Source organism: Streptomyces microflavus (assembly GCF_014650075.1).
In the GTDB taxonomy this organism is placed as follows: Bacteria; Actinomycetota; Actinomycetes; order Streptomycetales; family Streptomycetaceae; genus Streptomyces; species Streptomyces microflavus.
Genome location: NZ_BMUG01000002.1, coordinates 261412 through 286159, shown reverse-complemented (window position 1 = coordinate 286159; position 24748 = coordinate 261412). Strand labels below are relative to the sequence as shown.

Below are 24748 nucleotides of genomic sequence, written 5' to 3'. Positions count from 1 at the left end.
CCCCACGCGGAAGCCACCAAGAAGGCACCGGAGACGGCACCGGAGCAGACGGCGGCACCGAAGGCGGCGGCACCACCGGAGACGGCACCACCGGGAGCGGCCTCCGTCCCCCGAGGCAGCGCCGTCATGGCCGCCGGATCCGTCGTCGCCCGGGCCACCGGTTTCGCCCGCTCCGCCGTGGTCGCGGCAGCGCTCGGCACCATCGGCCCGACCGCCGACGGCTACGCGGTCGGCAACGCCCTCCCCACCATCGTCTACATGCTGCTCCTCGGCGGCGCGCTGAACGCCGTCTTCGTACCCGAGCTGGTCAGGGCCGCGAAGGAGCACGCCGACGGGGGAGCGGCGTACACCGACCGGCTCGTCACCGTCTGCGTCATCGCCCTGCTGGCCATCACCGCGGCCGCGGTGTGGGCGGCGCCCGCGATCGTCGACGCGTACACGGACTACAGCGGCCGGCAGGCCGCCATGACGACCGCGCTGGCCCGCTACTGCCTGCCCCAGATCTTCTTCCTCGGCCTGTTCACCCTCCTCGGCCAGATACTCAACGCCCGGGGCCGGTTCGGCGCGATGATGTGGGCGCCGGTCCTGAACAACATCGTGGTCATGTCCGTCTTCGGCCTGTACCTGGCCCTCGCCCTGGGTACGGGACCCGGGGAGACGCTCACCCCGGCCGGGACCGCCCTGCTCGGCTGGGGCACGACGGCGGGGATCGCCGTCCAGGCACTCGCGCTCGTCCCCGGTCTGCGCGCGGCCCGCTTCCGCTGGCGGCCCCGCTTCGACTGGCGCGGCAGCGGACTGACGCGCCCTCTCCGCGCGGCCGGCTGGCTGGTGCTGCTGGTCCTCGCCAACCAGGCCGCGTACTGGGTCACCACCCGCCTCGCCACGACCGCGGGCCTCGACGGCGGCCCCGGATTCGGCGCGTACAACAACGCCTACGTCCTCTGGGTCGTACCGCACGGCATCATCACGGTCTCCGTGGTGACCGCCCTGATGCCCAGGATGAGCGCGGCCGCCGCCGACGGGGAGACCGCCGCCGTACGGCACGACGTCTCGCACGCCCTGCGCGTGAGTGCCGCCGCCGTCGTGCCCGCGGCCTGCGCGCTGTTGGCCCTGGCCCATCCGCTGATGGCGCTGGTCTTCGGGTACGGGAGGACCAGCGCCGCCGACACGGCCGCGATGGCCGGAATCCTGATGGCCTTCGCGCCGGGGCTCGTCGCCCTGTCGGGCCAGTACGTGCTGTCCCGCGCGTTCTACGCGCTCTCCGACACCCGTACGCCGTTCTTCCTCAACCTGGTGATTGTCGCCCTCAACGCGGGGCTGTCCCTGGCCGCCGCGCACCTGCTCCCGGCCCGCTGGACCGTCACGGGCATGGCGGCGGCGTACTCGCTGGCGCTCTGCGCGGGCTGGGCGGTGACCGCCCGGGTGCTGAGCCGCAGGCTCTCCGCGCCGCGCCCCCTGCGGTCGTCCGCCGCGCCGCGCCTCCTGCGGTCGTCCGCCGCGGCCGCCCACGTACGCCTGCTGCTCGCAGCGGTCCCCGCCACCGCGCTGGGCCACCTGGCGGCCCGGGGAGCGGAACCGGCGGGTGCCCTGGCCGCAGCGGGTGCCGGCGCTGCGGCCGTCGTCCTCACCTTCGCCCTGCTGGCCCGTCCACTGCGCCTGGCCGAACTGAACGCGCTTCTCCTGCGTGTACGTCGACGAGCCCCCCACCCCTGACCACGCGCAGGACCACCGCCACCACTGCCCCCCCAACCCCCACCGGAACGACCCCCAGGGAGAACCGCCGATGCCCCGCGTGCTCCTCATCGAGGACGACCCCGCCGTACGCGAGGGGGTCGAACTCGGCCTGCGCCGGCGCGGCCACGACGTACGGGCGGCCGGGACCGGCGAGGCCGGCCTCGCCGCGCTGGCCGAATTCCGCCCCGATCTGCTGCTGCTCGACCTGATGCTGCCCGGGATGAACGGCGTACAGGTCTGCCGGCAGGTCCGCGAGCACAGCCAGCTGCCGATCATCATGCTCACCGCGCGCGGCGACGACTTCGACGTGGTCATCGGCCTGGAGGCCGGCGCCGACGACTACATCGTCAAGCCCGCCCGCCCCGAGGTGATCGAGGCCCGGATCCGTGCCGTACTGCGCCGCATGGACGACAGCGGACCGGGCCGCCCGGCCATCGAGGTGTACGGGGAGCTCACCATCGACCGGGTCGGGCTGACGGTCACCAAGGCCGGCCGGCCGCTGTCGCTCGCCCCCTCGGAGCTGAGGCTCCTGCTGCACCTGTCCGCCGCACCCGAGCAGGTGTTCAGCAGACAGCAGCTCCTGGAGAACGTCTGGGAGCACACGTTCCACGCCGATGCCCGGCTGGTCGACGCCTGCGTCGCCCGCCTGCGCTCCAAGATCGAGCCCGACGCCCGCAGCCCGCGTTACGTCCAGACCCTGCGGGGCTTCGGCTACCGCTTCGGCCCGCTGTGATCCCCCTCCCGCGCCGCGGCAGGAACACGGAACCGGCCGAAGGAAGACGTACGGGCCCCGAAGAGCGTTCCCGAGTCCGGGCGTTCGGCCTGCGCACGCGCCTGCTGGCCGCGTTCCTCCTGGTCGCCGCCGTCAGCGCGGGTACGACGTCGGCGCTGACCTACCGCGAGGCCCGCAACGCGCTGCTGAAGACGGCCCAGGACACGGCGGTCTCGACGTTCCGCGAACAGGTCCAGCAGACGGGCTTCGGCCTGCCCGTCCAGGAGGAGGGGATGGAGGAGGTCCTGCGCGACCTCGCCCGCAAGGGCAAGCCGCGCCCCTGGGTGGTGTTCGCCGAGTACGGTTCGGTCCGCGCCTCCTCCGGCGAGAACCCCGTCTCCACCGTCATCACCCCCGGACTGCGCCGGGCCGCGCTCGCCAACCCGTACGGCAGCTTCGAGCGGGTCGTCAAGGACGGCGTCCTCTACCTGACGATCGCCATGCCCACGGTCTTCAGGACCGGCCCGTACGACACGCTCCCCAGCGGGCTCGTCCTGTACGCCGTCATGCGGATGACCGACGAGCAGATCAACGTGGACGCCCTCCTCACGGCCGCCCGGGACGGCGCCCTGCCCGGTCTCGCGGTCGCGCTGGTACCCGGCCTGATCGCCGCCCGCAGTGTGCTGCGCCCGGTACGGGAACTGCGCCGCGCGGCCAGGAGCATGGGCAGCGGCCGGCTCGACACCCGGATCGCGGTACGCGGCAACGACGAACTGGCGGACCTGGCCGACACCTTCAACGAGTCGGCGGCCCAACTGGAGGACTCGGTGCACGAACTGCGCGAGGCGGAGGCGCGCGCCCGCCGCTTCGCCTCCGACGTCTCGCACGAACTGCGCACCCCCCTCGCCGGAATGCTCGCCGTCACCGAGGTCCTGGACGAGGACGCGGACCACCTGGACTCCGACACCGCCCGCGCGGTCCGGCTGGTCAGCGCGGAGACCGGAAAGCTCGCCGTACTCGTCGAGGACCTGATGGAGATCTCCCGCTTCGACGCCCGCGCGGCCGAACTGAACGCCGACGAGGTCGATGTGGCCGAGACCATCCGCAAGACCCTCCAGAACCGGCACTGGACCGAGGACGACCGGGTCCACGCCGAACTCCCCACCGGCATCCGGGCCCGGCTCGACCCGCGCCGCTTCGACGTGGTGATCGCCAACCTGGTCGGCAACGCGCTGCGCCACGGCGGCGCGCCGGTCACGGTACGCCTGCGCACCGGCGAACGCCCGACAGGAACACCCGTACTGATAACGGAGGTCGCGGACCGGGGCCCCGGCATCCACCCCGATTCGATCCCCTACATCTTCGACCGCTTCTACAAGGCCGACGCGGCCCGTACCCGCTCGGCGGGCAGCGGCCTGGGACTGGCGATCACCCAGGAGAACGTACGCCTGCACGGCGGAACGATCCGCGCGGGGAACCTCCCCGAGGGCGGTGCGGTCTTCACCGTGGAGATCCCGCTCCACGCCGAGGAGGCCACCGCATGAGGCGCACGCGGCCACACCGACGCGCGGCGGCCCTCGCCGTCGCGGCCGCCGTACCGCTGCTGGGCGGCTGCGGCATCCAGGAGTCCGACGTCATCGAGGCGGGTGGCCCCGCGACCGTAGAGGCCTTCTACAACCGCAGTGAAGAGGTGATCCTCTTCTTCCGCACCCCCGACGGGCGCCTGAACCCCGTGATCCGGACGGTCGGTTCGTCACCCGGCTTCGGCGACGAATACACCGAACCGGGCCCCGCCGGCACAATCGGCCCCCCAACGACGGAAAAGGCCATCGCGGAACTGCTCACCGGCCCCCGCCCGAAAGACAGAGCCGCAGGCCTGACGACGGCCCTTCCCCCCACCCGCCCAGGCGCGACGATCAAGATCGACCCCACCTCCGGCTCCACGGTCACAACCCACCTCCCCTTCCCCCTGAAGGACCTGAACACCACTGCGCTACGCCAGCTGACCTGCACGATCGCCTACAGCAAGGACCCCGGCGGCCGCCTCACCGTGAAGCTGACAGGACAGGACGGAGGATCGCACTCAGACACCTGCGGCCTCCCCTCCGGCACACCTGGCTGACGAGCACCCGAACCAGCGCCCCGACCCCGGGAAGCAGTCCTCCACAGAGACCTCCACGACAGCCGCGTCCGTGACGCGCTCCAGGTCCACGATGTAAGGCCGGACGTCGGGAAGCGGGGTGCAGAAGGTGACGTTGGAGGTGAGGAGGCCCTCCTCGGTATCGGCGAAGGAGAGGGAGACATACGCCTTCACCTCGCCGTCACCGAACTCCTCCCGCGCTTCCCGGAGACAGGCGCACGCATACGCCAGACACCTCCGGACCAGCAGAGGCGTGCGCTCGCGCGGCGCGGCCGGGAGGTCGTAGTCGGTCATGCCCCTCCCGTTGACCGTCGTCTCCTCCGCGAGTCGGTCGAGGTACGTACCAGTGACTTCCGGCCGAAGCTCGGCCAGCACGCGGCCTCCGGCGGGAGTCACGGCCCACCCACGTCCGACGACTTCGCGAAAAGGGGGAGGGATGTCCTGATCGCTCAGTCCGGCGAAGTCTGTCGCCCGCAGGATTTCCCTCATCCAGGGATTGCTTCGCATACCTGTCCACCGCCGAGCTGGGCACGAATGGGGTGCGAGCGATGGGGCCATGGCTTCCACTCCAGAAAGGGAGAGGATTCAGTACAGCAGCTTCTGAAATGCATGCCGACGTATCTTACTACCCATCTCCGTTCTCGCTGGGGAGCCACGTGATGGACCATGAGGCCTCGTTGATGAATTCTCCCAAGTCGTCGCTGCTTTCCGCCCAATAGTCTCCGCATCCACGTGTGAAGTCCCGATCGTGCGCCAGCAGGATCAAGTAATTGGGGGGATCGTCCGGGAGTTCGTTGATTTTTACGAATCTGCCGCCCTCCTCTCCGCCCGAAATTGCACCAACCTTTCCGATCTGGATCATCAGTCTCTCCGATGGGTGAATGCGGTAGCGCTACTCGATGAGATCCAGGCGCGGGCCGATACCTGAGAGACCGTGTGCCTACGTAGCAGTTCGATGACGGCGTTCTTCAGTTCGTCGTCCGATAAATCTTCCGGCTCCTTGAACTGCGGGTCGATGGAATAGTCCTCCAGCAGCGAGAAGACACGATCGAGAAGAGTTTCCAACGGGTCGCGGACCCGCTCGCCCTGCTGCTGTGAACGGCGACGTGCATCCAGCCATCCGACGGCGAATTCTGCCCCCGTGCAGCGCCCGGCTGCTACATCTCTCATAAGTGCCAGCTGTTGTCCCGTGGCGGTGGCCTCAGGAACGTCCCTCGGGGACTTCCAGGCGATGTGTCCGGGAGGAAACGATCGCGCGGTCGACTCCAGAGCGGGCCATTTTCGTGCTGCTGCCCGTGCGTAACGGGCGAAGCGAGCCCGCGCTTGATCCACTCCCTCTGGCGCCGCTCCCGCGAGGAACACCGACGTGCCGGCGACCAAGGCGTAGCCCGGCCCGGAAAAGAGGACCGCGCCTTCCAGGTTCGCAGTGGCGAGCAGAAGAGGCGGGGGCAGTGCGACAAAGACGTGATCGGTCGGCGAAAGACTGTCTGCAGGGGCGGCTGCCCCGGCGGAGGGGCGCATCACCAGGACGGCGTCGGCTCCCGCGGTCCGGCATCCCTCGGTGATGCGCCTGCCGAGAGAGCCATCCGTGCGGTTGCCCGCCGGCACCGGGACGATCTTCTTCTCTCCTGCCGAGAGCCATTGTTCGCTGAAGGTGCCCTGCCCGTCGAGAACGGCCATGGCGTCCCCAACTCCACCCTCGTTCGACCCGATAATCATAGGAACCCTTTATGGGTGACGCTCTGAAATTGCTTGTCATTCTGCCAAGCGGTCGGCGTTCGTGTGCCATCAGTCCTCGTGCGGAGCCTCAAGCTTGTGCAGCCGTTCCCTGCCTCTGGGCCGCAGCGGCCGCATGCCTTCCGTCGCTCAGAGGGCATCTGCGGGTCGGTCGACCGTCGGCTCGCAATCGCCGGGGAGGTTGGCGACGATCGGGGCCACCGCCTCCTCCACTGATCGGGGTTCTCCCCGGATGGTGGGTAGTGGACGCACCTGCTGAAGTACAGGGTGCCGTGGCCGACCTTCGCGAAGATTTCCCGAAGCCGGAGGTCGTAATACGCGGTCCGGAGCATGGCGGAGTCGATCAGATAATCCCCCAGGCTGAAAGGCCCCCTCCACACCGCTGCGGCGATTTCTGTGGATGGCACCGGTTCTCCGTTGTTCGTCACCTGGAGCCTGGGCTCTCCCGTCGGGGGCACATGGCAGTGCGTGTGTCTTCGCCCATCTGGGCAGGTGCTGCGGTCACAGGTCGTCCGGGGTGCCGTCGACAGCAGGTCCGCAACCCTCGGGGAGCGTGGCGGCGATCAACTTGTATGCCTCGTCCATGGTGTCAACCTCGCCGAGGAGAGCCTTATCGGACTCGCGGCGCACCCGGTATCCGCCCCCACCTTGAGGGAAGGCTGTTCCGACATCACGGGACCAGGGATATCCGGTGCACCGGCTCAGATACAGGACACCGTGGCTGACCATAGGCCAGAGCACGCGCAGCGACGGGTGGCCATAAGCGGTTCGGGGAACGGCCGGATTGATGAGGTCCGTGCCGTAGGACAGGACAGCAGCCCACTCTGCTGCCACGACGTCAGCATCGTTTCGAGGCGCCTCATTGCTTGTCATGAAATGCTTCTACCTCAAATTTTCTGGGAGATTGGACAGGTCCGGCTTGATCTCAGGTATATCCGGCTTGGGCACGCTGACCTCCGTGTAGCCTCTGTTCTCCTCGTCCCGGGTGTACCAGTGGATCTCTTCCCACGGTCGACCTGGGCGTTCGTCGTCGGGGTCTCCCCAGGCGGCGGCTCCGTCGTAATTGCGTACGGCGTAGGCCACTTCGCTTGAGCTCGATCCGCTCGTCCAGGGTGGAGGCCCAGATGCGTCCGAACCACTGGCCGTAGCGATAACCGGAGAGATGGGTCCGGCGCAGGACGAGAGGAAGGACTCCGGGCAGGGCCAGGTCGCTCTGCGGCAGGGTCATCTCCCCGGTGGCGACGTCCACCGGGTCGTTCTCGCAGGTCTTCTTCTCCAGCGAGATGGCGTTACGTCGGGGCTCGTCCTTGGCGTTCTTCAGCGCGTCGGCCTTGGTGCGGGCGGAGTCCCGTGGCGCTTCGGGGCGAGGGCCGGGCTCCCCGTCCCCCTGACGCACCTTGATCCCCTTGGCCAGCCGTTCCTTGATGTCCAGGTCGATCTTCTTCTGGGTCTCGGCAGCGCCTCGCCGAGGTGATCGCCCATCGCCTTGTTGGCCTTGCCGAGAGCCTTCATCGCCTTGTCGATCACGGGGTCCAAGGCGCCGGCGATGTCGTCCCTGCCTCGGGTGCGCCCGTGGTGCGTCCTGGCCTTGGACAACTTGCCGGCGGTTTTGCCGTGCACGCCGACGCTGACCAGGTTCAGCTTGGTGCCGGCGCGCGTGTGCTCCGCGTGCTCGATGTGCACGCCCTTGCCGGCGGCGGGGCCCGGGCCGTCTGCCGAGGCGAGCTGGAGGGACTCCTTGGCCCCCGCCACTCCTTCGTTGAAGCCCTCCCTGCCTGACTGACCGACCTGGTTCATGTCGACGCCGTTCTGGAGTCCGAGCATGTTGGCGCCGATCTGCACCGCGAGGTCCGCAGCCATGTTCTCCAGCGCGGCGACGGCCGGTTCGGTCAGGGCGGAGACGATGTAGCCGACGACCTCTTCCAGGCATTCCTTGATGACCCGGCGGATGGCCTGCTGGGCAACTGCGATCGCGGCTCCGCCGATGAGCATGGACAGCCCGCCGGTCACTGGTATCAGCGCCATGGAGATGCCTGCCTTGCCGGCCACCACGCCCAGGTGGACGAGTGCCGCGTACTTCATGGCTTCGATCGCCGTGGCCGCGTTGTCCAGGGCACCGGCGATCGTGCGCGCACCACTGGCGAGGTCCTTCACGTGCTTGTTCTTGACCTTGCCCCAGTGCCCGTTGAGTGCGTCGAGGGCTTCACCGCTACCGGAAGACAGCAAACGTTGCACGTGTTGGTTGGCAAGGTGACCGTCGTCCTCGACGTCCTCAGCGAACTCCCGGAGGGCGTCGGCCATGTCCCGGTACGCGTCTTCGTCGACGTTCGGCCAGTTGATTCCGATGACGTCAAGCATGGTGTCGGCCCAATCGGGCACGGTTACAGCCATAGTTCGAAGTCCCCCCGCGCAAAGCTGCGTTCACTGAATGCAGATGCGAACAGGATCTCATTCCCGGGCTGCGTTACCGAGATCGTTCAGGTCGGCGTGACCTCTGGCGCGCGGTTCCCGACGCGAGATGAGGCGGCGCGGGGTGGCGAGGCGGTGGCAGGGGGTGACCCGCACCCTCCGCGGACCGCTGCTGGGGTTCCCCCGGTCGAGGTGGGCTGCCGGAGGGTCGCCGTGGGTGGCTGTCCGAGTCGTACGAGGGCCCCTGGCCTGGATCTGGTGCGCGACGCCTGGACCGGTCCGGACAACAAGTAAGGCCCGGGTCGATGACCTGGGCCTTAGTCGTGGAGCGGGTGACGAGAATCGAACTCGCGCTCTGAGCTTGGGAATCAACGGTTCTTGTGCTGCCGGAGGGGCTCTGAAGTGGGCTTTTGCAGCGGTCAGGTGGATGGGCCCCTGTCTCTGAGAGCCGTATCTGACCGCTGTTGTCCGCTCTGCTGGGCACGGGTGGGGCACGTCGACGACAGGTCGCCAGTCTGAGGTTCTGTGCTGGAGCGGGTGACGGAAAACGGAACGGGAGCCATCTGTGCTGCAGACGCTCCCTTGGCGCAGACGTCAGGCCCAGAAGGCTTCGGTGACGATGATCTGGGGATCGGCGTGGCGCCGCATGAAGGTGTAGATGAGCCAGCCGCGTCCGCCGGCCAGGTCCACGATGTGGGGGCCGCCGGGGCTTGTAGAGGCCAGAGGTCGGACGGTCATCCAGTGCGGGAGCGAGGCATCGGCGTCGATTCCCCGGAAGTACGGGTCTTCGGCCGTGATCAGTTCCGCACGGGCACTCATGACCAGGTCACCGCCTTCGGCGGGCATGTTCTGGAAATCGTGCTGCGCATGCTTCGTCCAGTCCATTTGCCAAGGCGGCCGGAGTGGTTCGTCGATCACTCTCCGGGCTTCCTCTCAGCGGCCTCGTGCCGTAGGCGGCTGTACTCCTCCAGAAGCCGGATGGACTCCTCGGGGTCCTCGGACTTGGCGGCGCGGGCTTCGAGGTCGCGAAGGTGCGAGTCGAGGACGGGATTCCGGGCGATGGCGTACTGCGTCCACCACAGGCGCATGAAGGCGGGCACAGGCGTGATGTTGAAGGCGTCGCCGATGACGCGTTTCCAGTGAGCCTCGAAGTCGGGGAGGAGGTGCGGAGCGTGTTCCTGAATGGCCAATCGGAGTGCTTGGGGCGTACGTTCGGGCATGGGAGGCAACCGCAGGGGTTCCCCCTCGTACCCATCGAAGTGGAGTGCGTGGGCGGGCATGGTTCGTGCTCCTTGGTGTGGAGGGTGGGTCAGGCCGCCTCGGGTCGGTCCTCGTGCGACTCGTGGCCGCGGGCCATCCGCTCGAACCATTCGGCCGGCACCAGGTAGGCGACTGTCTTTCCCTTGCGGGTGATGGCGGCGGCCTCGCCGGCGATCCGGGTCCGGTCCAGGATCTCGCCCATCGCCTTGCGCAGGTCGATGGTTGTGTACGTCTTCGTCTCCATATGCTGAAGGATATAGCAACTATCATAGTTGACATATTTGCCCGTGGGGTGCGACGGCGGGAGGAAGTCAACGAGCACGTCGGGTGCAGGGTGGGCGGGGTGCCTGATCGGGCTTGTGGCAACAAAGAAGCCCCGGGTTGCTGGCCTGGGGCTTCATGCAAGAGCGGGTGACGAGAATCGAACTCGCGCTCTGAGCTTGGGAATCAGCGGTGCTTGAGCCTCTGGAAGGGCTCTGACCTGCGCTTTCCTGCGAGGAAGCTGGGGTCGCCATGGTCTCTGGAGGCTGTACCTGACCGCTGTTGTCCGCTCTGCTGGGCACGGATGGGGCACGGCAGGGCGATACAGCGGACCCTGCCAGGGCGCGTGCTCGGGGTGGGCCGGTGTGTCAGAGAGCGATGATGCGGACCTGGTTTCCGCAGAGTTTGGTCATGTCGTCGCTGTCGTCGCTGTCGTCGCTGTCGTCGCTGTCGGAGGTCAGGAGGGCGACGGGTTTCGGCTGGCGGAGGGCGACCTCGGCGACTGTGGCGTCGATGGCGTACTTGTGCCCGTGCAGTCCGGCACCTTTGAGGAGTTCCGCTGCTGCTTTCGCCGCCTGCTCGGTGACGGGCTCCACCTTGACGCGGGACAGGGCCCAGTTCACGCGAGGCATGTTGGTGCGGGAGTGGCTGACTTCCACGATGGTGTTGGCCCCGATGACCAGGTCGGCTCCCATGTCGTGGAAGACCTGCAGCATCGCAAGAAGCTTGCGGTCCTGCGCGATCCAGGCGGAGAGCCCTTCCGAGTCCAGGACGACGGTTTCGATGCGTTCGCTCACGCGGCGTCCGCGTTCTTGGAGGTGCCGACGGCGCCAAAGATCTTCGAGTGAGCCTCGGCGAGCTCTTCCTCGGTGAAGCTTCCGTGCTCTTCTTCATGTCGCCGCAAGTCATCCCCGAGCAGCTGGTGCCGGATCTGGCGGGCCACGGCTTCCGCCACATAGCCGGAAACGTTGTCCGTGAGCTTGCGGAGCTCCGCCACCTGGTCGCTGGGGAGCGTAACGGTGATGCGAGTCGTTGAGGGCATAATCTCAGCATGCTGGAGTATGCGTTCTCTGGTTCGTGTTCCCTTGCTCCGGAAGGCCGGGACCCCATGCTCCGGGCGGGGAAGGATCCCCGAATTTGGCTGCCCGTGGAGGCCACGGTGTGTTGTCGCTGAGGGATAGGAGAAAAAGCCCCACCAGCTTACCGAGGCATCCATCACAGAGCGGGCGAGCAGACCCGAACCCACGTTCTGAGCGTGGGCATCACTTGGCGTTTGAGTGACCTGGTGGCCTATGGCTTAAGGAGGGTACGTGTGCAGGACTCCCGACGGTTACGCAGAGAGACGCAGTAGCACTTCTCTCAGGCTGGCAGGGTCTGACACGATGTGATCGACCACAGCCTGCCAAACCTCCGGTCGTTCGAGCTGCCGAATCACAACGTCGGCTGGCATGACACTGGCTTGGTTCGGGATTTATCTAGAGCCGATTGCGGATCGGTACTGGTGCGCGGTTACGCGCTTGCGGCCTTCGCCAGCCGCAGAGTCGACTGAACCAGAGTGCCAGTGCCACGTACTCCCGGGCGCGAGCTACTGAAAGCCCATAGCGAGTAGCGGCACGTTTGAAGGCGCCAGAGTGGTAAGCAGCCTCAGTGGGAAACTGGGCCAGCAGTGTGTCGCCCAGGGCGATCCGCCCGGCGGAGTCGAGATCGAAGCGGGACGGGCCGCGGAGTGTGTCGACTGGGCCACCGCCCGTCGGCCTGCGATCGGTGTCTTCGACGGCGACCGGCCCACCCGCGAGCGGTGGGTCCTGGCCCGCCGTGGCATCGCCCGCCCGGACACGGCATGTCACCCTCGCCATGCTTGCCCACGCGTTCCGGGCCACCGCGGCGGCCCGGACCCCGATCAGGGAAACCCGACGGGACCACCAGCACCATCCGCTTCACCGTCGCGGAAGTCCGCAGACTCCGGAACACCCTCCTTCCCCGCCGCGGACCCGTCACCCACGCCCTCAACTGGTCCCACTGGCGCAGACAACACCAAGTCACCGCCCGCCGTAGCCACTACCGAAGAAGAACCAGCTCAGGCAACGATTTCTCATTGGAGTACTAGCCGGACATCGCGATGTCCGTCACTTCTGCGGTGAGCTTGGAGCTGCTCTTGGCGGTGGACATGGCAACGGGTTGGTAGGAAAGGGAGGTCTGGTTGGTCAGCTCCATCGTCTGGATGACGGCCCCGTCCTCGCCCCCGCGCACCTCGTACGTGATCGAGTAGGTCTCGTCGGGGTCGAGCGGCAGCAGACCGAGGTAGGACAGGGTTGGCTCCACCGTGACGTTGCACCCGGCTGAGCCGAAACACTGCTTGGACTTGGTCTTCAGGTCGAGCAAGAAATCTGTACGGTCGGGAGCTGTGTTGTAGGTCTCTTCCGAGGGGGGCTCTTCGGTGGGTTCGTCTGCCACCTCCTCGACGGCCGTTGCCGTGGCCTCAGGAGCCGCCGGCGTCGGGCGGCCGCCGTTGTCCATAGCCAGGAAGAGTCCTGTACCAACCAGAGAGGACGCCAGGATCCCGACTGTCAACCCCTTCAGAAACGCGTGGCGATCCAAAGGCTTTGGAACCTTTGGGGAGGTATCAGGCATCGCAGGGGCGTCGGCGCTGATCTGTTCGTCCATGTGTGTTCTTCTCTTGTTTCCGTACATGCGGTCGGATACCACGAATGAGCCTGGTCCGACTGTATTTCAAACACCTGTGTTTGCACTGAAAGTTGGCCCTTCTCGCTACCTGTAACGGCCGACTGTGACGCGGACGAGAGGCCAGAGGCGATCGTCACCCAGCTCGCAGTTGTCGTGAGAGTGTCCACTCGCTGCGTCCGAGGCTCGGCAGCTCGACAAACTGGGCATGTTCGCCTCGAAGTGCACGAACGCGACCAGTGATGGCGTTCCACGGCAGATCTTCATCAGCGAGGCCGAGGCGCCGTCTCTCAAGGTCGCCGGGGACTCAACAGAGCTAGTTCGAGCCGCTTACAGGAAGGGCCGGGCCGGCCTTCTGGTGCGGATCTGGTGCGCGACGTCTGACGTGGTCCAGACAACAAGAAGGCCCCGGTTGCTGACCGGGGCCTTCATCAAAGAGCGGGTGACGAGAATCGAACTCGCGCTCTGAGCTTGGGAATCACCGTGTTTCTGGAGGTCCCTAGTGAGCTGACCAGCGGCAACAGGTACCAAGGCGAAGTCTGAAGCTCTCTCTGGCAGCCCCTGTTGACCGTGGTTTACCGCCCCGCCGGGCACGGATCGGGCACGAGGCTGACCACCGCTCATCCAAGCCGTCTGCTACCGCTGCCCTCGGGCCGGTGCGATGGCTGGGCAGGGGCTGGGTGACGCCTCCGCCGTTCGACGGAGGCGCGGTCGACTTGGTAGCGCTTGCGGGGGTGCAGGCGGCCCTTTGATCCGTAACTCCATCGGAGCGAGGTCGTGTCCTCGCCTGCTGGTCGGCCCTGGCTGTCAGTGGCAGGGAGTACCTTCCATTGCAGGCTAACGAGGGGGAGCTATGACGCATCCGAGCCTGACAGACAGGGAAGCCGTACTCCACGTCCTGAAGGTGTACCGCGAGGCTGGACGAGCGAGCTTCCTGCAAGATCAGGGTTTCAGTGAAGCAAGCCGATTCTATGTTCAGTTCGATGGTGGCCTGTATGACGCGAAGGCTATTGCCAATGCAGCCAACCGACATCAGCACGGAAGCCGTTCCCTCAGGGTTCTCAGTGGTGGGCTAGCGCACAGCAACCGAGTCTTGCAGCAACTGGGATTCACCATTGTTGATTCCAAACCAGCCACCGTCGATGGGGAATTGGCGTGGCGTCTCGCCGTATGGCGGCATTTGAACACGGCTCATGATGTTAGCCGCCTTCAGCCCCAGGTCCTCAGGGATTTTGGTGCTTACGGTGGCGGGCAGGGTATCTGGCTGGACTCTCGACGTACGGGGCTCATTCACTCAGGTGGTATCGCAATGGGTGTCTTGCATACAGGCGTGCACTATCCAGACGACCTCGGGGAACACGCAGTTCTCTACCACTATCCCAACACTGGCCGTCAGGTTGGGCGGGATGCTTCTGAAATTGCAGCGACAAAAGCAGCTGCGCTACTCAGGCTACCGATCTTCGTCATCGCCAAGCCGACACCAAGTTCCGCGGTGCGAAGCGTCCGCCTGGCATGGGTTGAAGGATGGGAGGATCAGAGTGAGCAGTTCCTTATCACGTACGGCGAGGAAGCCCCTCGGAGGGTTCTTGAGCGAGATGACTCGGATGGGGATCCTTTCGAGCCCATAGGGAACCGGCGTCGTCGTCGCCATCAGGAAGTGCAGGTGCGCCCCGACCAAGCTAGGTTTAAGCTGCGTGTTTTTCAAAGGTATGGGCCTAGGTGTCCACTGACAGGTATCTCGGTTCGGCCAATGATCGAGGCAGCACACCTGATCCCTGTTCAGTATGACGGGTCCGATGATCCTCGAAACGGTATCCCGATGAGCGCGGGACTTCATCGAGCTTTTGACGCTCACCTATTTGCCTTTGACCCCGATTCCCTTGAGGTGGTTATCCGGCCTGGAGGGCCATCGATCGCGGACCTGCGCATCGAAACACCCCACCTTCGTGATCTTGTGCGTAGGCCCCATCGGGAAGCTCTCGCTTGGAGGTACGAAAGCTGGTCAGCGAGGGTAGGGGTGACTTCGTAGGGTTACGCAAAATCTAATATTTCCATTGCCCTCTTGCAGTAACCAGCCACCCGAACCCGTTGGGTTGCGCTGCCGGATGCCCCTCCGGTGCCCTCCGTTGCTGTGTGTCTCGTAGACGGTTCAGGGCTCCCCGTTCGGGCATGGGTTCGATAAAGTGATACCCATCGAAGCGCCGAACCTTGCGAATGACGGTAGTTTGTCCATTTATGTACAGCTTTCGTCGCTCCCTCGGTGTGTCAACGTAGAAGTGGCTTGACGTACGGGACGTGCTACTCCGTGGGCGCCCGACTTTGCATGCGACCCTGACGAAGGCTTGGCCGACCAGCGCAGGGAGGTGTGGACAGTGAGTGATGCACTTGGCCTGCGCACTCCCACGCGGAAGGCTCATCGGGCACGAACTCGGGCAACTGACGGTATCCTGGTGGTCGTTGTGGCCAGCCGGCGTCAAGGAGACCGCGTGGGGGACCCTGCCACCTGGCAACAGGAGCAGATCAGCCTTGCCTATGTTCTGGCCGTGGCCACAGACGCGAACGCCACTGTCGCATCCTGGAATGTGGACAAGGATGGCGTCGATGCCACGCTGAAGCGGGATCACCGGCTCGTCGAGCTGCAGATGAAGTGCACCTTCGAGCCCCAGTACCTCGCCGATGACGAGACTCTCGCATACGACCTAGACGTCGCGACCTACGACAAGTTGCGAGGCCCGTACCGGACTGCTCCCGGTTACCTCGGCGTCGTGATCGTGCCTCGCGATGCCAGCACCTGGCTTACGCATGACCCGAAATCGCTATTGCTGCAGTGCTCAGGCGTCTACGTACAGGTGCAGGACCGGGATAAGGCTCGCGGCGAGGTCACGACGAGACTCCACCTCCCGAAGGCGCAGAGGCTAAACGCTGCCGGCCTCGACGTGATGTTTGATTTTGCTCATCAGAGACTTTTCGGAACGGATTCTGTGACCGGGGAGGGTATCGCGTGATTACCTCCGACGTTGGGCCCGAGGAGCTTTCCAGCTACCTAAGCCGTGCAGGTTGGGTCCGCGCCCGCTCTGGCGCCCTGGCTGAACTCTGGCAAGCGGGAGATGACGTGGGCGCGGCTGTGCTTGTTCCCAGGATCTCTGAAGCAGCCGACTTCAAGCGAACTGTCGAAATCCTGACAGCAGAGGTGGCCCGGCTGGAGCGGCGGGATCCAGTAGATGTCCTAAGGGATATCTCTAGGCAGTTCCTTGACGTGACTGACCTAAGAGCTCAAGACGACGATATCGATGAAGGTACGATCTCGTTGCAAGCTGGTCTTGGTCTCTTCAATGCTGCGAATCATCTGATGGTTTCTGCTGCAGCTGCGACCATTCATCGTCAAGGTTATTACGGAAGGGCAATTCCGAAAGCTGCGCACGCGCACGCTCGTCGACTCAGGTTGGGGCAAACGCGTCCAGGATCCTACGTATTGCCTGTGATCAGCAATGCTCGATTCGGTTCGACGGAGCGATACGGCGATGGCGTACCACGCCTAGATGTCCAATCCGAAGACACGTACTTCGATCGGCGAGTTCTCGCGACGCTGTCACGTTCTCTGGAAACGCTTGCCGAATTGACAATGCGTCGCGACCGAACGCCTACTCGTTCTGACATTCGAGACTCGGTAGGCGAGGGTGTTTCGAGTGAGCTTTGCGCTGCAGTTTTGGAGGTGATCGGAAAGGGGAAAGTTGAGACGTTTGATATTGCCTTCAATTGGGCCCCAGCGGCCCCCGTGCCGGATGATTTGCGGCGCCAAATCATCTTTTCGAGCGTAAATAGAGAAATACTAACGGAGGTTCAGAACGAGCTGAAGGAAGCAGATGAGCCATCCGAGACTGTTCTTTACGGAGTAATTAGGAGGATGTCCCTCAAGGCTAATGAGGAGAGTGGTCGTGTGACCCTCGAAACGCTCGTTGATGGTCGACCACGATCGGTTTCTTTCGACCTTGATCTAGTCACATATCGACGTGCCGCCCAATATCATGGAGAGCGTCGCCGAGTGGTCGTTACTGGCTTCCTCGATGCACCCCCGGGGCGGCCAGCGAAGATGACGGTTAGTACATTTGGTCCGGATCGTTCTATTGTCAGCTTTGATGAAATGGGATAGGTCTCGTTATCCTGTTTCATTTTGTGTACGACCTTCAAGGATTGGGTTGACGTGGGCAGCCGAGCTCTCGTTCAGTAATGCATCCAATCTGATCTGGCGCGCACCGACCTTCCCCACCACTCACCCCGGCTCCCATCCCGTCCGCCTTCGACCCACACGTCGTGGAGCGGTCGTGGTTCAGGGCGTCAAGGTGGAGCGCGCCACTGTACGAACGACCTTGACGCCCTGGGCCGCGACTGCTCGGCTCTGCCTGGGTCGAAGGTGGTCGGGATGGGAGCCCCACGACGCTCGCCCTACTCCGGCCGGCACTCGCGAACGGCGCCCCGTCCATCCCGGAGTCTGAGCGCCCCCGCCGGAGGCATCCTCTTGAAGCCGCGGGCTTGGTTCTCGACTCATGCCCCACGGGCCTATCCACTGCGGGCGCGCGTCGGCGGCGGCAGCGCCGAGCGGGCCGAAGGCAGGAGCGCGGGCGCAGCCAGAGCCGGGAAGCGCGCCCGGCGGAGCGAAGCGCAGCCGGGTGCCTTGATGAGGTAGAGAAACCTGTAACAACTCCAGGGAGGCGCAGAGCGTTAGGGTCCCGGCTGGGGGTGGATCGCCTGGGCGATGGATTGCATGGAGTCGGTTACCGCTTCTGCTTGGGCCTCGATGAAGAGCTGGTGCTTGTGCGGCTTGTTGGCGTACCCGATGGCCGTGCTGCCGATCGCGTGAGCGGCCTGGATGTCCGTCAGCGAGTCGCCAATTAGGGCGCACAGGGTCACGTCGACGTCCAAGGACTCGGCTGCCGTGATCAGGGAATGCGGGTTCGGCTTCATGAGCTCAGGATGCTGCTCAGGGCGCCCCACCACCGTGAGCACGTACTGCGACAGCTCATGCTGATCAAGAAACGTCCGGACGGACTCGGCAGAGTTATTGCTCACGACCGCGGCCCCCCTCCCTGACGCTCGCACCGCCTCCAGGGACGCAGCGGCTCCCGGAGTAGGGGCTCCCGCCATTCCTACCGCTTCGATCTCGGCTGCGGTGAGGGCTTTCTCGACTTCCAGACCCACGGCGTCATCGGCTTCGTGGGCCAGACGCAGGACTTCGAGAGGATCGTCGATTCCGGACAGCTTCTCTTCCAGCTCCGGGTTGCGCCTGGCTGCAAGTGCGGCAAGTTCCCTGGCGACTTGATCCGCCGGGCGGCCAGCGAACACGTCGCAGATGGGGCCGTCGAAGTCGAAAAGCACCACGGTAGTGCTGGCAAGCGCTGCGGCTAGGTCGTCAGTGTCCATCAAGGTCGAATCCCCTCGCGATGCTGTTCCACACGCTGTCGAACCACATGTCAGCCTGCTGGACCTGCTGCGTGCCGCTAGACGAGTCGCTGTCGTTGACGGAGTGATGGAAGAGGACAGTGTCCTTCCCCACCAGGTCGTAGATTTCGATGGGCTCGCCCTGCGCCACAACCTTGTTGGGCTTGATCGGGTAGTAGCCGAAGAAGGCGTCTGCTCCGTTGATCACGTACAGCTTGAAGAACTGAGTACCACTGTGGACTCGCACCTCAACGCTCGTCTCGGGGACCAAGCCCAGGTGGCTCAGCTCCGCCATTGAGTCACGGATGCTGCGGGCGTACCCGACCATGATGTCGTGCATGCGGGATCGGAGTCGTTCGTCATCGCCGCAGTCCTCACGGCGGACTGGAGCTGCCTGAGGGACAGCCATATCCGGAACTAGTATGCGGACCTTGATGCTTGCGGGCGTCAGCCTGCCGATCCGGATCTTGTCCAACGGCTCTTGCAGGGCTCCGTGCAGGGTTTCGCTGGAGAACCCGGCGAAGTCGATGGTGACGTCCGTGGCGGCAAAGGCCTGCTCTACGTAGGGACGTAGCCCCGCCGGCCGTTCCGTCCGGCTGCGGACGAAGACTCCGCTTCCTTTGCGGGAGACGACTAGCCCTTCGTCTTCGAGGTCCCGCAGTGCGCGTTGGATGGTCGCGCGCGCGAAGCCGTAGTGCTCCGTCAACTCTTTCTGCGATGGCAGCTTCTCCCCTGGTGCGATCTTCCTCGTCCGGACCGCTGCTCCGAGGCTGCTCGCAACCTGCTCGTAGGGCGGCCGGTCATCGTCTGGGTCGAGGGGATCGGGAACGAAGGTCATGGGGCGATGGTACGCGGCGACCCCGACATTAGGACAGCCAAGACAGTCAGGTGTTGACATGACTAGCCATGTTGCTTACGTTGGTCATGCAGCCAAGAAGGCTAGCCAAGTCAGTCACCTCTGTCTGAGGAGCAAGCTCATGCCGTCCTTCAAGATCGACACTTCTTCCGCTGTCGTGTTCGTGGCGACGCCTCCGACGCCGAAGCTCGTGAGCAAGCAGACCGGCGAGATTGCCATCGACCGTGAGACCGGGGCCCCGCTCGCGACGGTGGGTCTGCTGATCTCGGATGAGGGGGAGGGCAACCTGTACCAGGTGACCGTGCCGAGCACGGGTGTCCCGGAGGGCCTGACGCCGGGAACGGTGGTGCACGTGGTGGGTCTCAAGGCCCGGGACTGGGAGAACACGTTCAACGGTCAGACCCGGCACGGTATTTCGTTCCGCGCGGTGGCCATCACGGCGGGTGCCTGATCATGTCGGACCTGTCCACGGTGATCGAGGTTGCGGGGGCCTTATCGGCTGCCGGTGGCCTCGGTTACGCGAAGGCCCGGTCCCCGCGGGTGTTCTGGTCGCTGGTCGGTGCGCCGGTCGCGCGGGTGCGGTTCACGCTCACGTATCGGGCGACGATGGATGTGTGCGGGCTGACGGTCCAGCCGTCCCGCCTGCGGGCGTTCATGGTCCGCAACCTGGCCCGCCGCCAGGACGTCCAGCCGGTCCCCCCGCAGGTCCGCCGGGTCCGCTACTCCACCACCGGGATGCGGGCGATCCTCCGCCTTCCCGCCGGTCTGGAGCCCGCCGACGTGGCCGCCGCCTCGGAACGGTTGCGGCACGCCTGGGGTGTTCACTCGGTGCATGTGGTGGAGGTGAAGCCGGGGTTCGTGGAACTGCGGATGACCGGCTACGACGTGCTGCGCCGGGTGAAGATGCCCCGCCGCCTGCCCCGCAAGCTCCTGGCTGGCCCGCTGGTCGTGCCGGTGGCGCTGCGGGAGGACGGTACGGCCTTCGTCCGGGACTACCAGAAGATCCCGCACTCCCTGACGCTGGGTGCGAACCAGTCGGGCAAGTCGATGTATCAGCGCAACCTCGTCTCCGGCCTGGCCAAGCTCCCGGTCGGCCTGGTCGGCATCGACTGCAAGCGCGGGGTCGAGCAGCGTGGCTACGCGCCCCGTCTCTCCGCCCTCGCCATCACTCCCGACGAAGCGTCCGGGCTGCTGGAAGCCCTTGTGGGCGAGATGGAAGAGCGCTTCGACCTCCTCAGCGACCACGGCGTATCCGACCTGTGGGGGCTGCCTGCCGCGGTGCGGCCGGTGCCGCTGGTGGTCCTGGTGGACGAGGTCGCGGAACTGTTCCTCGTCTCGGCCAAGAAGGATGAGGACCGGCGGGACCGGATGGTGATGCACATGATCCGGCTCGCACAGATGGCCCGCGCGGTCGGCATCTATCTGGAGGTTTGTGGGCAGCGCTTCGGCTCCGACCTCGGCAAGGGCGCCACCATGCTCCGCGCCCAGCTCACCGGCCGCGTCGTCCACCGCGTCAACGACAAGCAGACCGCCGACATGGGCCTCGGGGACATCGCCCCCGACGCCGTGTTCGCCGTGACCACCATCGCCCCGGACCGCCCCGGTGTGGCGGTGGCTGGGGACTCCTCGGGCGGCTGGTCCCGGATCCGCACCCCCGCCATGACCCCGGCCGAAGCCGTCGCGGTCTGCCGGGAGTACGCGCACCTCACCCCGCACATTGCCGCTCTGGCACCGTTCCGGCCGGCCGTTTCCGCCGCCCCGGCCCCGGGCTCACCGCTCCTCAAGCCCCGCCCGGCAACCAGCTAACTCTCCACTCTGCAAGCCCAGTTGGCGTGACTGTCTCGCGCCAGGTCCCTACCCCGCCCATGCCCGGAACCGGAAGGAACCACCGCCATGGCCACCAAACGGACCACCACCAAACCCCCGAAGAACCCCGCCCCCGCCCCGGTCGAACCGGCGTCGTGCCAGCCGTGCGGCGGGACCGGAAACGTCGCGATCACGGTGCGGGTCGGTCGCAAGCGCCGCCCGGTCGGCCAGCAGGACGGGCTCTGCCTCAACTGCCTCGGCGAAGGCACCGCCCCCGACGCCTGACCCCCTCGCCCCGGTGCCGGGCGGTGAACCCTCGCGTCCCGCCCGGCCCCGGCCCCGCACCCTCGAAAGGAGGTGAACCCGTGTCCCGCATCCGAATCGACGCCGTACTCATCCAGGCCGTCATTGCCGGTGCCCTGTCTTTCGCTCACCTGCACGACCTGGCCGCAGCCGCCGGACAAGACGGCTGGAAAGCCTGGGCCTACCCCGTCAGCGTCGACCTGCTCCTCGTCGCTGCCTGGCGCCGCATGCGCACCACCGCGGACAACCGCGCCGCCTGGGCCTGGTTCATCATCGCCCTCGCCGCCTCGCTCGGCGCGAACGTCGCCACCGCCGGACTCCTCGACCTCGGCGACGTCCCGGCCTGGCTGCGCATCCTCGTCGCCGGATGGCCCGCCCTCGCCTTCCTCGGCGGAACCCTCCTCGTCCACAGCCCCGCCGCCGCGCCCACCGAGACCCAGCCCGTCACCGCGGCAACGCTGCCCGCCCCTTCCGAGCCCGAACCGGCCCCGGACGTGACAGTGGAGCGCCCCCCCGAACCGCCCCCCGAACTGCCCTCCGTGCCTGCTCCTGAGGAAGCCGCGGCACCTGCTCCGGCTCCGGTGACCGCTCCGACCGCGGCCGTTCCTCCGGCCCTTCTGGACCACGCCCGGAAGCTCGCCGACACCCACCACGCCACCACCGGAAGCCGGATCGACTCCGCCACCCTGCGCGCCCGCCTCGGCATCCCCGCACCCCTCGCAGACGCCATCACTGCCCAACTCACCTAACCCGTAAGGAGGTTCATGTCATGGCGCGCCCGAATCGCTTCACGAACGTGCTCCGCGTCGGCCCCGTTCAGGTCGGCACCCACCACGACGGCCGCGGCCGGACCAAGCACACCGCCGCCTGCACCGCCCCCGGCTGCAACTTCTCCGCCGACTACCTCAACCGCTCCGCCGCCGAACTCGCCGCCCGCACCCACCGCTGCAACCCCTGACAGGAGGCCTAACCGTGTTCACCCCGAAGATTCCGCCCCCGGACACCGCCCCCACCCCGGGCATGTCCCTCGTCCAGCCGCTCACCGGCATCACCCACGCCCCGGCCTGCACCTGCCACCACACCTCCGCCGCAGCCCAGGCGCCCGTCCCGGCTGCTCCGGTCTCCCGGCCGGCCGTTCAGCTCACCCCGGGATCGCTCCTGGTCGCCGCCGCGGGCGGCACCGCCATGGTCCTGATCATCGGCACGGTCCTCGTCTCCATGCTGCTCGCGACCGCGATCACCGCCGCGTCCGTCGCGATCTGCGCCGTGGTCCTGCGCTCGCTGCTCAACCGTCCGAACAACTGCTGACAGCACCCGGGGCGGCTTCCACCGCCAAGTTTCCGCCGCCCCGGGCGCCTACCACTTCCAGATCCAACGGACCCGAAAGGGAGCTCCCATCATGCCCCAGCACACCCCGCCCCGGCCGATCTGCGGCCACTGCGACGGCTTCCCCACCGTCACCATCACCACCGGCCAGACCACCCCCGACGGGCAGCGCAAGACCATCACCGCCCACTGCCCCGCCTGCCACGGCACCGGCCACACCCGGACCGTGTCCAAGGCGGTGGCCGCGTGAGGACCCTCACCGTCTCCGGGCACATCGACCCGAACACCGCCTTCCGCGTTCGCCCCTTCCCCAACCCGGCACACCCCTTCGTGAGCCTCGAAGTTGAGGGTGCTGACATCACGATCTCGCTGCTCGCCTCGACCGGCTCCGCTGAGGCCCTGCGCAGTCTCGCCGCCGCCGCGGCCGAAGCCGCCACCACCCTCGACGCCCTCACCGCGGACACCGGCACTCAGGCGGCCGACCATGGCTGACCTGACCCCCACCCCGGACCGCCCCGGCCTCCACGTCAGCAAGCCGTCCCCCAACACCCCCGCCACCGGCTCGGCCGTCTGCCACTGCGGAGCCTCCGCGACCGCGACCGGTGACAGCCAGGTTAAGGCCCTGGTTGAGGGCTACACCGCAAACCACGGGTCCGCGCACGGCCGGACGGGACGCTGACCATGACCACTACCGCTGCTGCGACTGCGGCGGGCCTGGACCCGGCCACCCTGGGCGATCTGCTCCGGGTGGCCGGGTCTCCCGGCTTCGACCGCCTCACCGAACAACTCCGCCGCACCGGCGGCTGCTCCCAGCCCATCCACCTCACCGGCGCCACCAAGACCATCGACAGGGCAACCGGCACCCTGCTGCACCACTACTCCACGGACACCGAGCCCGGCGGCCGGTTACGGATCGCCTGCGGCAACCGCCGCGCCTCCCGCTGCCCCGCCTGCGCCTGGACCTACGCAGGCGACACCTACCACCTCATCCGCGCCGGACTCACCGGCGACCCCGACAAAGGCACCCCTACGACCATCCGGGATCACCCCCGGGTCTTCGCCACCCTGACGGCCCCCTCGTTCGGTCCGGTCCACAACCGGCCCGGCAACCGCACCTGCCGCTGCGGCACCCCGCACCCCGAGGACGCCCCGGAACTGGGCACACCGCTCGACCCAGACACGTACGACTACGCGGGGGCAGTGCTGTGGAACAACCACGCCTCCGACCTCTGGCGCTACTTCACGATCTACCTCCGCCGCGAAATCGCCCGCAGCGCCGGACTCACCCAGAAAGCCGCCCGCGAACAGTCCAAAGTCTCCTTCGGCAAGGTCGCCGAGTACCAGAAGCGCGGAGCCGTCCACTTCCACGCGGTCATCCGCTTCGACGGACCCGAAGGCCCGGACACCCCGCCCCCGGCCTGGGCCACCCTCGACCTCCTGGACGACGCGATCCGCGCCGCCGCCGCCCGGGTCGAAGTGGTTGTGCCGGCCGTTCCGGAAGCCGGGATCAACGACGGCTGGACTCTTCGGTGGGGCACACAGCTCGACGTGCAGCCCATCGGCGCATTCGGCAACGGCGAAGACCTCACCGAACAGGCCGTCGCCTCCTACGTCGCCAAGTACGCCACCAAAGCCGCCGAGACCACCGGCACCGTCGATCACCGGATCGGCAACAAGGAAGCGCTCGTCCTCCTCGACGTGCCCGAGCACCCCCGGCGGCTGATCGAAGCGTGCCTGGACCTCCACCACGCCTACCCCGGACGCAAGCTCCGCGACTGGGCCCACATGCTCGGCTTCCGCGGCCACTTCTCCACCAAATCCCGCGCCTACTCCACCACCCTCGGCGCCCTCCGCCAGGTCCGCGCCGACTACCGCGCCGCCGAACAACGCGCCGCCCTCGGCCTCCCCGACCCCGACGACCACCCCGAGGCCACCACGCTCACGCTCGCGCACTGGGCTTACGCCGGAAACGGCCACACCCCCGGCGAATCCTGGCTCGCCGCCAACATCCACCGCGACATCCAACACAACCGCGAAACCGCCCGCGAACACCGCGCCGAACTCGAAGAGACAGGGGAATGCTGAT

30 protein-coding genes and 1 pseudogene are annotated in these 24748 nt (G+C 66.6%); 18 read left to right on the top strand and 13 right to left on the bottom strand.

Annotated features, from left to right (window positions below; all coding sequences use genetic code 11):
* Nucleotides 1-126: 126 nt before the first annotated feature.
* The 4 genes from murJ to IE264_RS06365 all read left to right on the top strand — a co-directional run bounded on the left by murJ (nt 127) and on the right by IE264_RS06365 (nt 4568).
* Complete coding sequence (gene murJ / locus IE264_RS06380; RefSeq protein ID WP_032756121.1) at nt 127-1713, top strand: murein biosynthesis integral membrane protein MurJ; 1587 nt, start codon at nt 127-129, stop codon at nt 1711-1713.
* 70 nt (nt 1714-1783) lie between these two features.
* Complete coding sequence (locus IE264_RS06375) at nt 1784-2467, top strand: response regulator (protein WP_015609594.1); 684 nt, start codon at nt 1784-1786, stop codon at nt 2465-2467.
* Nucleotides 2464-3990 (top strand): ATP-binding protein, encoded by a 1527-nt coding sequence (locus IE264_RS06370; protein WP_032756124.1) that lies wholly within the window; start codon nt 2464-2466, stop codon nt 3988-3990. The genes IE264_RS06375 and IE264_RS06370 overlap by 4 nt, the downstream gene beginning before the upstream one ends.
* Complete coding sequence (locus tag IE264_RS06365; RefSeq protein ID WP_032756126.1) at nt 3987-4568, top strand: hypothetical protein; 582 nt, start codon at nt 3987-3989, stop codon at nt 4566-4568. Before IE264_RS06370 ends, IE264_RS06365 begins: the two co-directional genes overlap by 4 nt.
* On the opposite strand, the gene IE264_RS06360 is transcribed toward IE264_RS06365, so the two are convergent.
* From IE264_RS06360 to IE264_RS06310, 11 genes and pseudogenes are all read right to left on the bottom strand, one after another.
* On the bottom strand, nt 4530-5075 hold the full coding sequence (locus IE264_RS06360) for a hypothetical protein (protein ID WP_229887424.1): 546 nt from the start codon (nt 5073-5075) through the stop codon (nt 4530-4532). The genes IE264_RS06365 and IE264_RS06360 overlap by 39 nt on opposite strands.
* A gap of 136 nt (nt 5076-5211) precedes the next feature.
* Nucleotides 5212-5448, bottom strand: coding sequence for a hypothetical protein (locus tag IE264_RS06355; protein ID WP_078657423.1), 237 nt, complete (start codon nt 5446-5448; stop codon nt 5212-5214).
* Nucleotides 5448-6266, bottom strand: a complete 819-nt coding sequence (locus IE264_RS06350; RefSeq protein ID WP_229887422.1) for a hypothetical protein — start codon at nt 6264-6266, stop codon at nt 5448-5450. The genes IE264_RS06355 and IE264_RS06350 overlap by 1 nt, the downstream gene beginning before the upstream one ends.
* A 558-nt stretch (nt 6267-6824) precedes the next feature.
* Nucleotides 6825-7196, bottom strand: a complete 372-nt coding sequence (locus IE264_RS06345; protein ID WP_032756130.1) for a DUF6193 family natural product biosynthesis protein — start codon at nt 7194-7196, stop codon at nt 6825-6827.
* Nucleotides 7197-7401: 205 nt separating this feature from the next.
* Nucleotides 7402-8714: pseudogene (locus IE264_RS06340) on the bottom strand (DUF6531 domain-containing protein); the annotation flags it as partial.
* A 612-nt stretch (nt 8715-9326) separates the two neighbouring features.
* Complete coding sequence (locus tag IE264_RS06335) at nt 9327-9650, bottom strand: hypothetical protein (protein WP_032756135.1); 324 nt, start codon at nt 9648-9650, stop codon at nt 9327-9329.
* The gene (locus tag IE264_RS06330) at nt 9647-10012 is read right to left on the bottom strand and encodes a hypothetical protein (protein ID WP_032756138.1); all 366 of its coding nucleotides are present in this window, start codon (nt 10010-10012) and stop codon (nt 9647-9649) included. The genes IE264_RS06335 and IE264_RS06330 overlap by 4 nt, the downstream gene beginning before the upstream one ends.
* A 29-nt stretch (nt 10013-10041) precedes the next feature.
* On the bottom strand, nt 10042-10236 hold the full coding sequence (locus IE264_RS06325; protein ID WP_032756141.1) for a type II toxin-antitoxin system Phd/YefM family antitoxin: 195 nt from the start codon (nt 10234-10236) through the stop codon (nt 10042-10044).
* Nucleotides 10237-10621: 385 nt separating this feature from the next.
* A complete protein-coding gene (locus IE264_RS06320) occupies nt 10622-11050 on the bottom strand; it encodes a DNA-binding protein (RefSeq protein ID WP_032756144.1) in 429 nt (142 codons plus the stop codon).
* The gene (locus tag IE264_RS06315) at nt 11047-11295 is read right to left on the bottom strand and encodes a type II toxin-antitoxin system CcdA family antitoxin (RefSeq protein WP_032756146.1); all 249 of its coding nucleotides are present in this window, start codon (nt 11293-11295) and stop codon (nt 11047-11049) included. The genes IE264_RS06320 and IE264_RS06315 overlap by 4 nt, the downstream gene beginning before the upstream one ends.
* Nucleotides 11296-12356: 1061 nt before the next feature.
* The gene (locus IE264_RS06310) at nt 12357-12917 is read right to left on the bottom strand and encodes a hypothetical protein (protein WP_032756148.1); all 561 of its coding nucleotides are present in this window, start codon (nt 12915-12917) and stop codon (nt 12357-12359) included.
* A 226-nt stretch (nt 12918-13143) separates the two neighbouring features.
* Here IE264_RS06310 and IE264_RS06305 point away from each other — a divergent pair, with 226 nt between their 5' ends.
* From IE264_RS06305 to IE264_RS06290, 4 genes are all read left to right on the top strand, one after another.
* A complete protein-coding gene (locus IE264_RS06305) occupies nt 13144-13404 on the top strand; it encodes a hypothetical protein (RefSeq protein WP_032756151.1) in 261 nt (86 codons plus the stop codon).
* Between the two features lie 384 nt (nt 13405-13788).
* Nucleotides 13789-14964 carry an HNH endonuclease gene (locus IE264_RS38540; protein WP_078657426.1) on the top strand — a complete coding sequence of 392 codons (1176 nt, stop codon included), beginning with the start codon at nt 13789-13791 and terminating at the stop codon, nt 14962-14964.
* Nucleotides 14965-15421: 457 nt separating this feature from the next.
* Nucleotides 15422-15940, top strand: a complete 519-nt coding sequence (locus IE264_RS06295) for a DUF4365 domain-containing protein (RefSeq protein WP_032756153.1) — start codon at nt 15422-15424, stop codon at nt 15938-15940.
* Nucleotides 15937-17085, top strand: coding sequence for a hypothetical protein (locus IE264_RS06290; RefSeq protein ID WP_158706522.1), 1149 nt, complete (start codon nt 15937-15939; stop codon nt 17083-17085). Before IE264_RS06295 ends, IE264_RS06290 begins: the two co-directional genes overlap by 4 nt.
* A gap of 569 nt (nt 17086-17654) precedes the next feature.
* On the opposite strand, the gene IE264_RS06285 is transcribed toward IE264_RS06290, so the two are convergent.
* On the bottom strand, nt 17655-18353 hold the full coding sequence (locus IE264_RS06285) for an HAD family hydrolase (protein WP_032760383.1): 699 nt from the start codon (nt 18351-18353) through the stop codon (nt 17655-17657).
* Nucleotides 18343-19209, bottom strand: coding sequence for a GntR family transcriptional regulator (locus IE264_RS06280; RefSeq protein ID WP_032760384.1), 867 nt, complete (start codon nt 19207-19209; stop codon nt 18343-18345). Before IE264_RS06280 ends, IE264_RS06285 begins: the two co-directional genes overlap by 11 nt.
* Nucleotides 19210-19348: 139 nt before the next feature.
* On the opposite strand from IE264_RS06280, the gene IE264_RS06275 reads away from it, so the two are divergent.
* From IE264_RS06275 to repSA, 10 genes are all read left to right on the top strand, one after another.
* On the top strand, nt 19349-19678 hold the full coding sequence (locus IE264_RS06275; protein ID WP_032760385.1) for an SCO3933 family regulatory protein: 330 nt from the start codon (nt 19349-19351) through the stop codon (nt 19676-19678).
* A 2-nt stretch (nt 19679-19680) separates the two neighbouring features.
* Nucleotides 19681-21033, top strand: a complete 1353-nt coding sequence (locus tag IE264_RS06270) for an FtsK/SpoIIIE domain-containing protein (RefSeq protein WP_032760386.1) — start codon at nt 19681-19683, stop codon at nt 21031-21033.
* An 87-nt stretch (nt 21034-21120) separates the two neighbouring features.
* Nucleotides 21121-21318 carry a hypothetical protein gene (locus IE264_RS06265; protein ID WP_032760387.1) on the top strand — a complete coding sequence of 66 codons (198 nt, stop codon included), beginning with the start codon at nt 21121-21123 and terminating at the stop codon, nt 21316-21318.
* Between the two features lie 80 nt (nt 21319-21398).
* Nucleotides 21399-22085, top strand: coding sequence for a DUF2637 domain-containing protein (locus IE264_RS06260; RefSeq protein ID WP_032760388.1), 687 nt, complete (start codon nt 21399-21401; stop codon nt 22083-22085).
* A gap of 20 nt (nt 22086-22105) precedes the next feature.
* Nucleotides 22106-22294 carry a mobile element transfer protein gene (locus IE264_RS06255; protein ID WP_030075804.1) on the top strand — a complete coding sequence of 63 codons (189 nt, stop codon included), beginning with the start codon at nt 22106-22108 and terminating at the stop codon, nt 22292-22294.
* Between the two features lie 14 nt (nt 22295-22308).
* The gene (locus tag IE264_RS06250; RefSeq protein WP_032760389.1) at nt 22309-22644 is read left to right on the top strand and encodes a hypothetical protein; all 336 of its coding nucleotides are present in this window, start codon (nt 22309-22311) and stop codon (nt 22642-22644) included.
* 91 nt (nt 22645-22735) lie between these two features.
* A complete protein-coding gene (locus tag IE264_RS06245) occupies nt 22736-22912 on the top strand; it encodes a hypothetical protein (protein WP_190167592.1) in 177 nt (58 codons plus the stop codon).
* The gene (locus IE264_RS06240; RefSeq protein ID WP_032760391.1) at nt 22909-23154 is read left to right on the top strand and encodes a hypothetical protein; all 246 of its coding nucleotides are present in this window, start codon (nt 22909-22911) and stop codon (nt 23152-23154) included. The genes IE264_RS06245 and IE264_RS06240 overlap by 4 nt, the downstream gene beginning before the upstream one ends.
* Nucleotides 23147-23341 (top strand): hypothetical protein, encoded by a 195-nt coding sequence (locus IE264_RS06235; protein WP_032760392.1) that lies wholly within the window; start codon nt 23147-23149, stop codon nt 23339-23341. The genes IE264_RS06240 and IE264_RS06235 overlap by 8 nt, the downstream gene beginning before the upstream one ends.
* Before the next feature lie 2 nt (nt 23342-23343).
* Nucleotides 23344-24747 (top strand): replication initiator protein RepSA, encoded by a 1404-nt coding sequence (gene repSA, locus IE264_RS06230; protein ID WP_190167591.1) that lies wholly within the window; start codon nt 23344-23346, stop codon nt 24745-24747.
* The last annotated feature ends 1 nt before the right edge of the window (nt 24748 follow it).

Bases quoted from the DNA above. Each gene is read 5' to 3' on its own strand.
- IE264_RS06285 (WP_032760383.1), bottom strand. From the start codon at position 18,353: ATGGACACTGACGACCTAGCCGCAGCGCTTGCCAGCACTACCGTGGTG.
- IE264_RS06350 (WP_229887422.1), bottom strand. From the start codon at position 6,266: ATGGCCGTTCTCGACGGGCAGGGCACCTTCAGCGAACAATGGCTCTCG.
- IE264_RS06270 (WP_032760386.1), top strand. From the start codon at position 19,681: ATGTCGGACCTGTCCACGGTGATCGAGGTTGCGGGGGCCTTATCGGCT.
- IE264_RS06315 (WP_032756146.1), bottom strand. From the start codon at position 11,295: ATGCCCTCAACGACTCGCATCACCGTTACGCTCCCCAGCGACCAGGTG.
- IE264_RS06310 (WP_032756148.1), bottom strand. From the start codon at position 12,917: ATGGACGAACAGATCAGCGCCGACGCCCCTGCGATGCCTGATACCTCC.
- IE264_RS06360 (WP_229887424.1), bottom strand. From the start codon at position 5,075: ATGAGGGAAATCCTGCGGGCGACAGACTTCGCCGGACTGAGCGATCAG.
- IE264_RS06355 (WP_078657423.1), bottom strand. From the start codon at position 5,448: ATGATCCAGATCGGAAAGGTTGGTGCAATTTCGGGCGGAGAGGAGGGC.
- IE264_RS06265 (WP_032760387.1), top strand. From the start codon at position 21,121: ATGGCCACCAAACGGACCACCACCAAACCCCCGAAGAACCCCGCCCCC.
- murJ (WP_032756121.1), top strand. From the start codon at position 127: ATGGCCGCCGGATCCGTCGTCGCCCGGGCCACCGGTTTCGCCCGCTCC.
- IE264_RS06280 (WP_032760384.1), bottom strand. From the start codon at position 19,209: ATGACCTTCGTTCCCGATCCCCTCGACCCAGACGATGACCGGCCGCCC.
- IE264_RS06245 (WP_190167592.1), top strand. From the start codon at position 22,736: ATGCCCCAGCACACCCCGCCCCGGCCGATCTGCGGCCACTGCGACGGC.
- IE264_RS06275 (WP_032760385.1), top strand. From the start codon at position 19,349: ATGCCGTCCTTCAAGATCGACACTTCTTCCGCTGTCGTGTTCGTGGCG.
- IE264_RS06235 (WP_032760392.1), top strand. From the start codon at position 23,147: ATGGCTGACCTGACCCCCACCCCGGACCGCCCCGGCCTCCACGTCAGC.
- IE264_RS38540 (WP_078657426.1), top strand. From the start codon at position 13,789: ATGACGCATCCGAGCCTGACAGACAGGGAAGCCGTACTCCACGTCCTG.
- IE264_RS06345 (WP_032756130.1), bottom strand. From the start codon at position 7,196: ATGACAAGCAATGAGGCGCCTCGAAACGATGCTGACGTCGTGGCAGCA.
- IE264_RS06255 (WP_030075804.1), top strand. From the start codon at position 22,106: ATGGCGCGCCCGAATCGCTTCACGAACGTGCTCCGCGTCGGCCCCGTT.
- IE264_RS06330 (WP_032756138.1), bottom strand. From the start codon at position 10,012: ATGCCCGCCCACGCACTCCACTTCGATGGGTACGAGGGGGAACCCCTG.
- repSA (WP_190167591.1), top strand. From the start codon at position 23,344: ATGACCACTACCGCTGCTGCGACTGCGGCGGGCCTGGACCCGGCCACC.
- IE264_RS06305 (WP_032756151.1), top strand. From the start codon at position 13,144: ATGTTCGCCTCGAAGTGCACGAACGCGACCAGTGATGGCGTTCCACGG.
- IE264_RS06325 (WP_032756141.1), bottom strand. From the start codon at position 10,236: ATGGAGACGAAGACGTACACAACCATCGACCTGCGCAAGGCGATGGGC.
- IE264_RS06365 (WP_032756126.1), top strand. From the start codon at position 3,987: ATGAGGCGCACGCGGCCACACCGACGCGCGGCGGCCCTCGCCGTCGCG.
- IE264_RS06375 (WP_015609594.1), top strand. From the start codon at position 1,784: ATGCCCCGCGTGCTCCTCATCGAGGACGACCCCGCCGTACGCGAGGGG.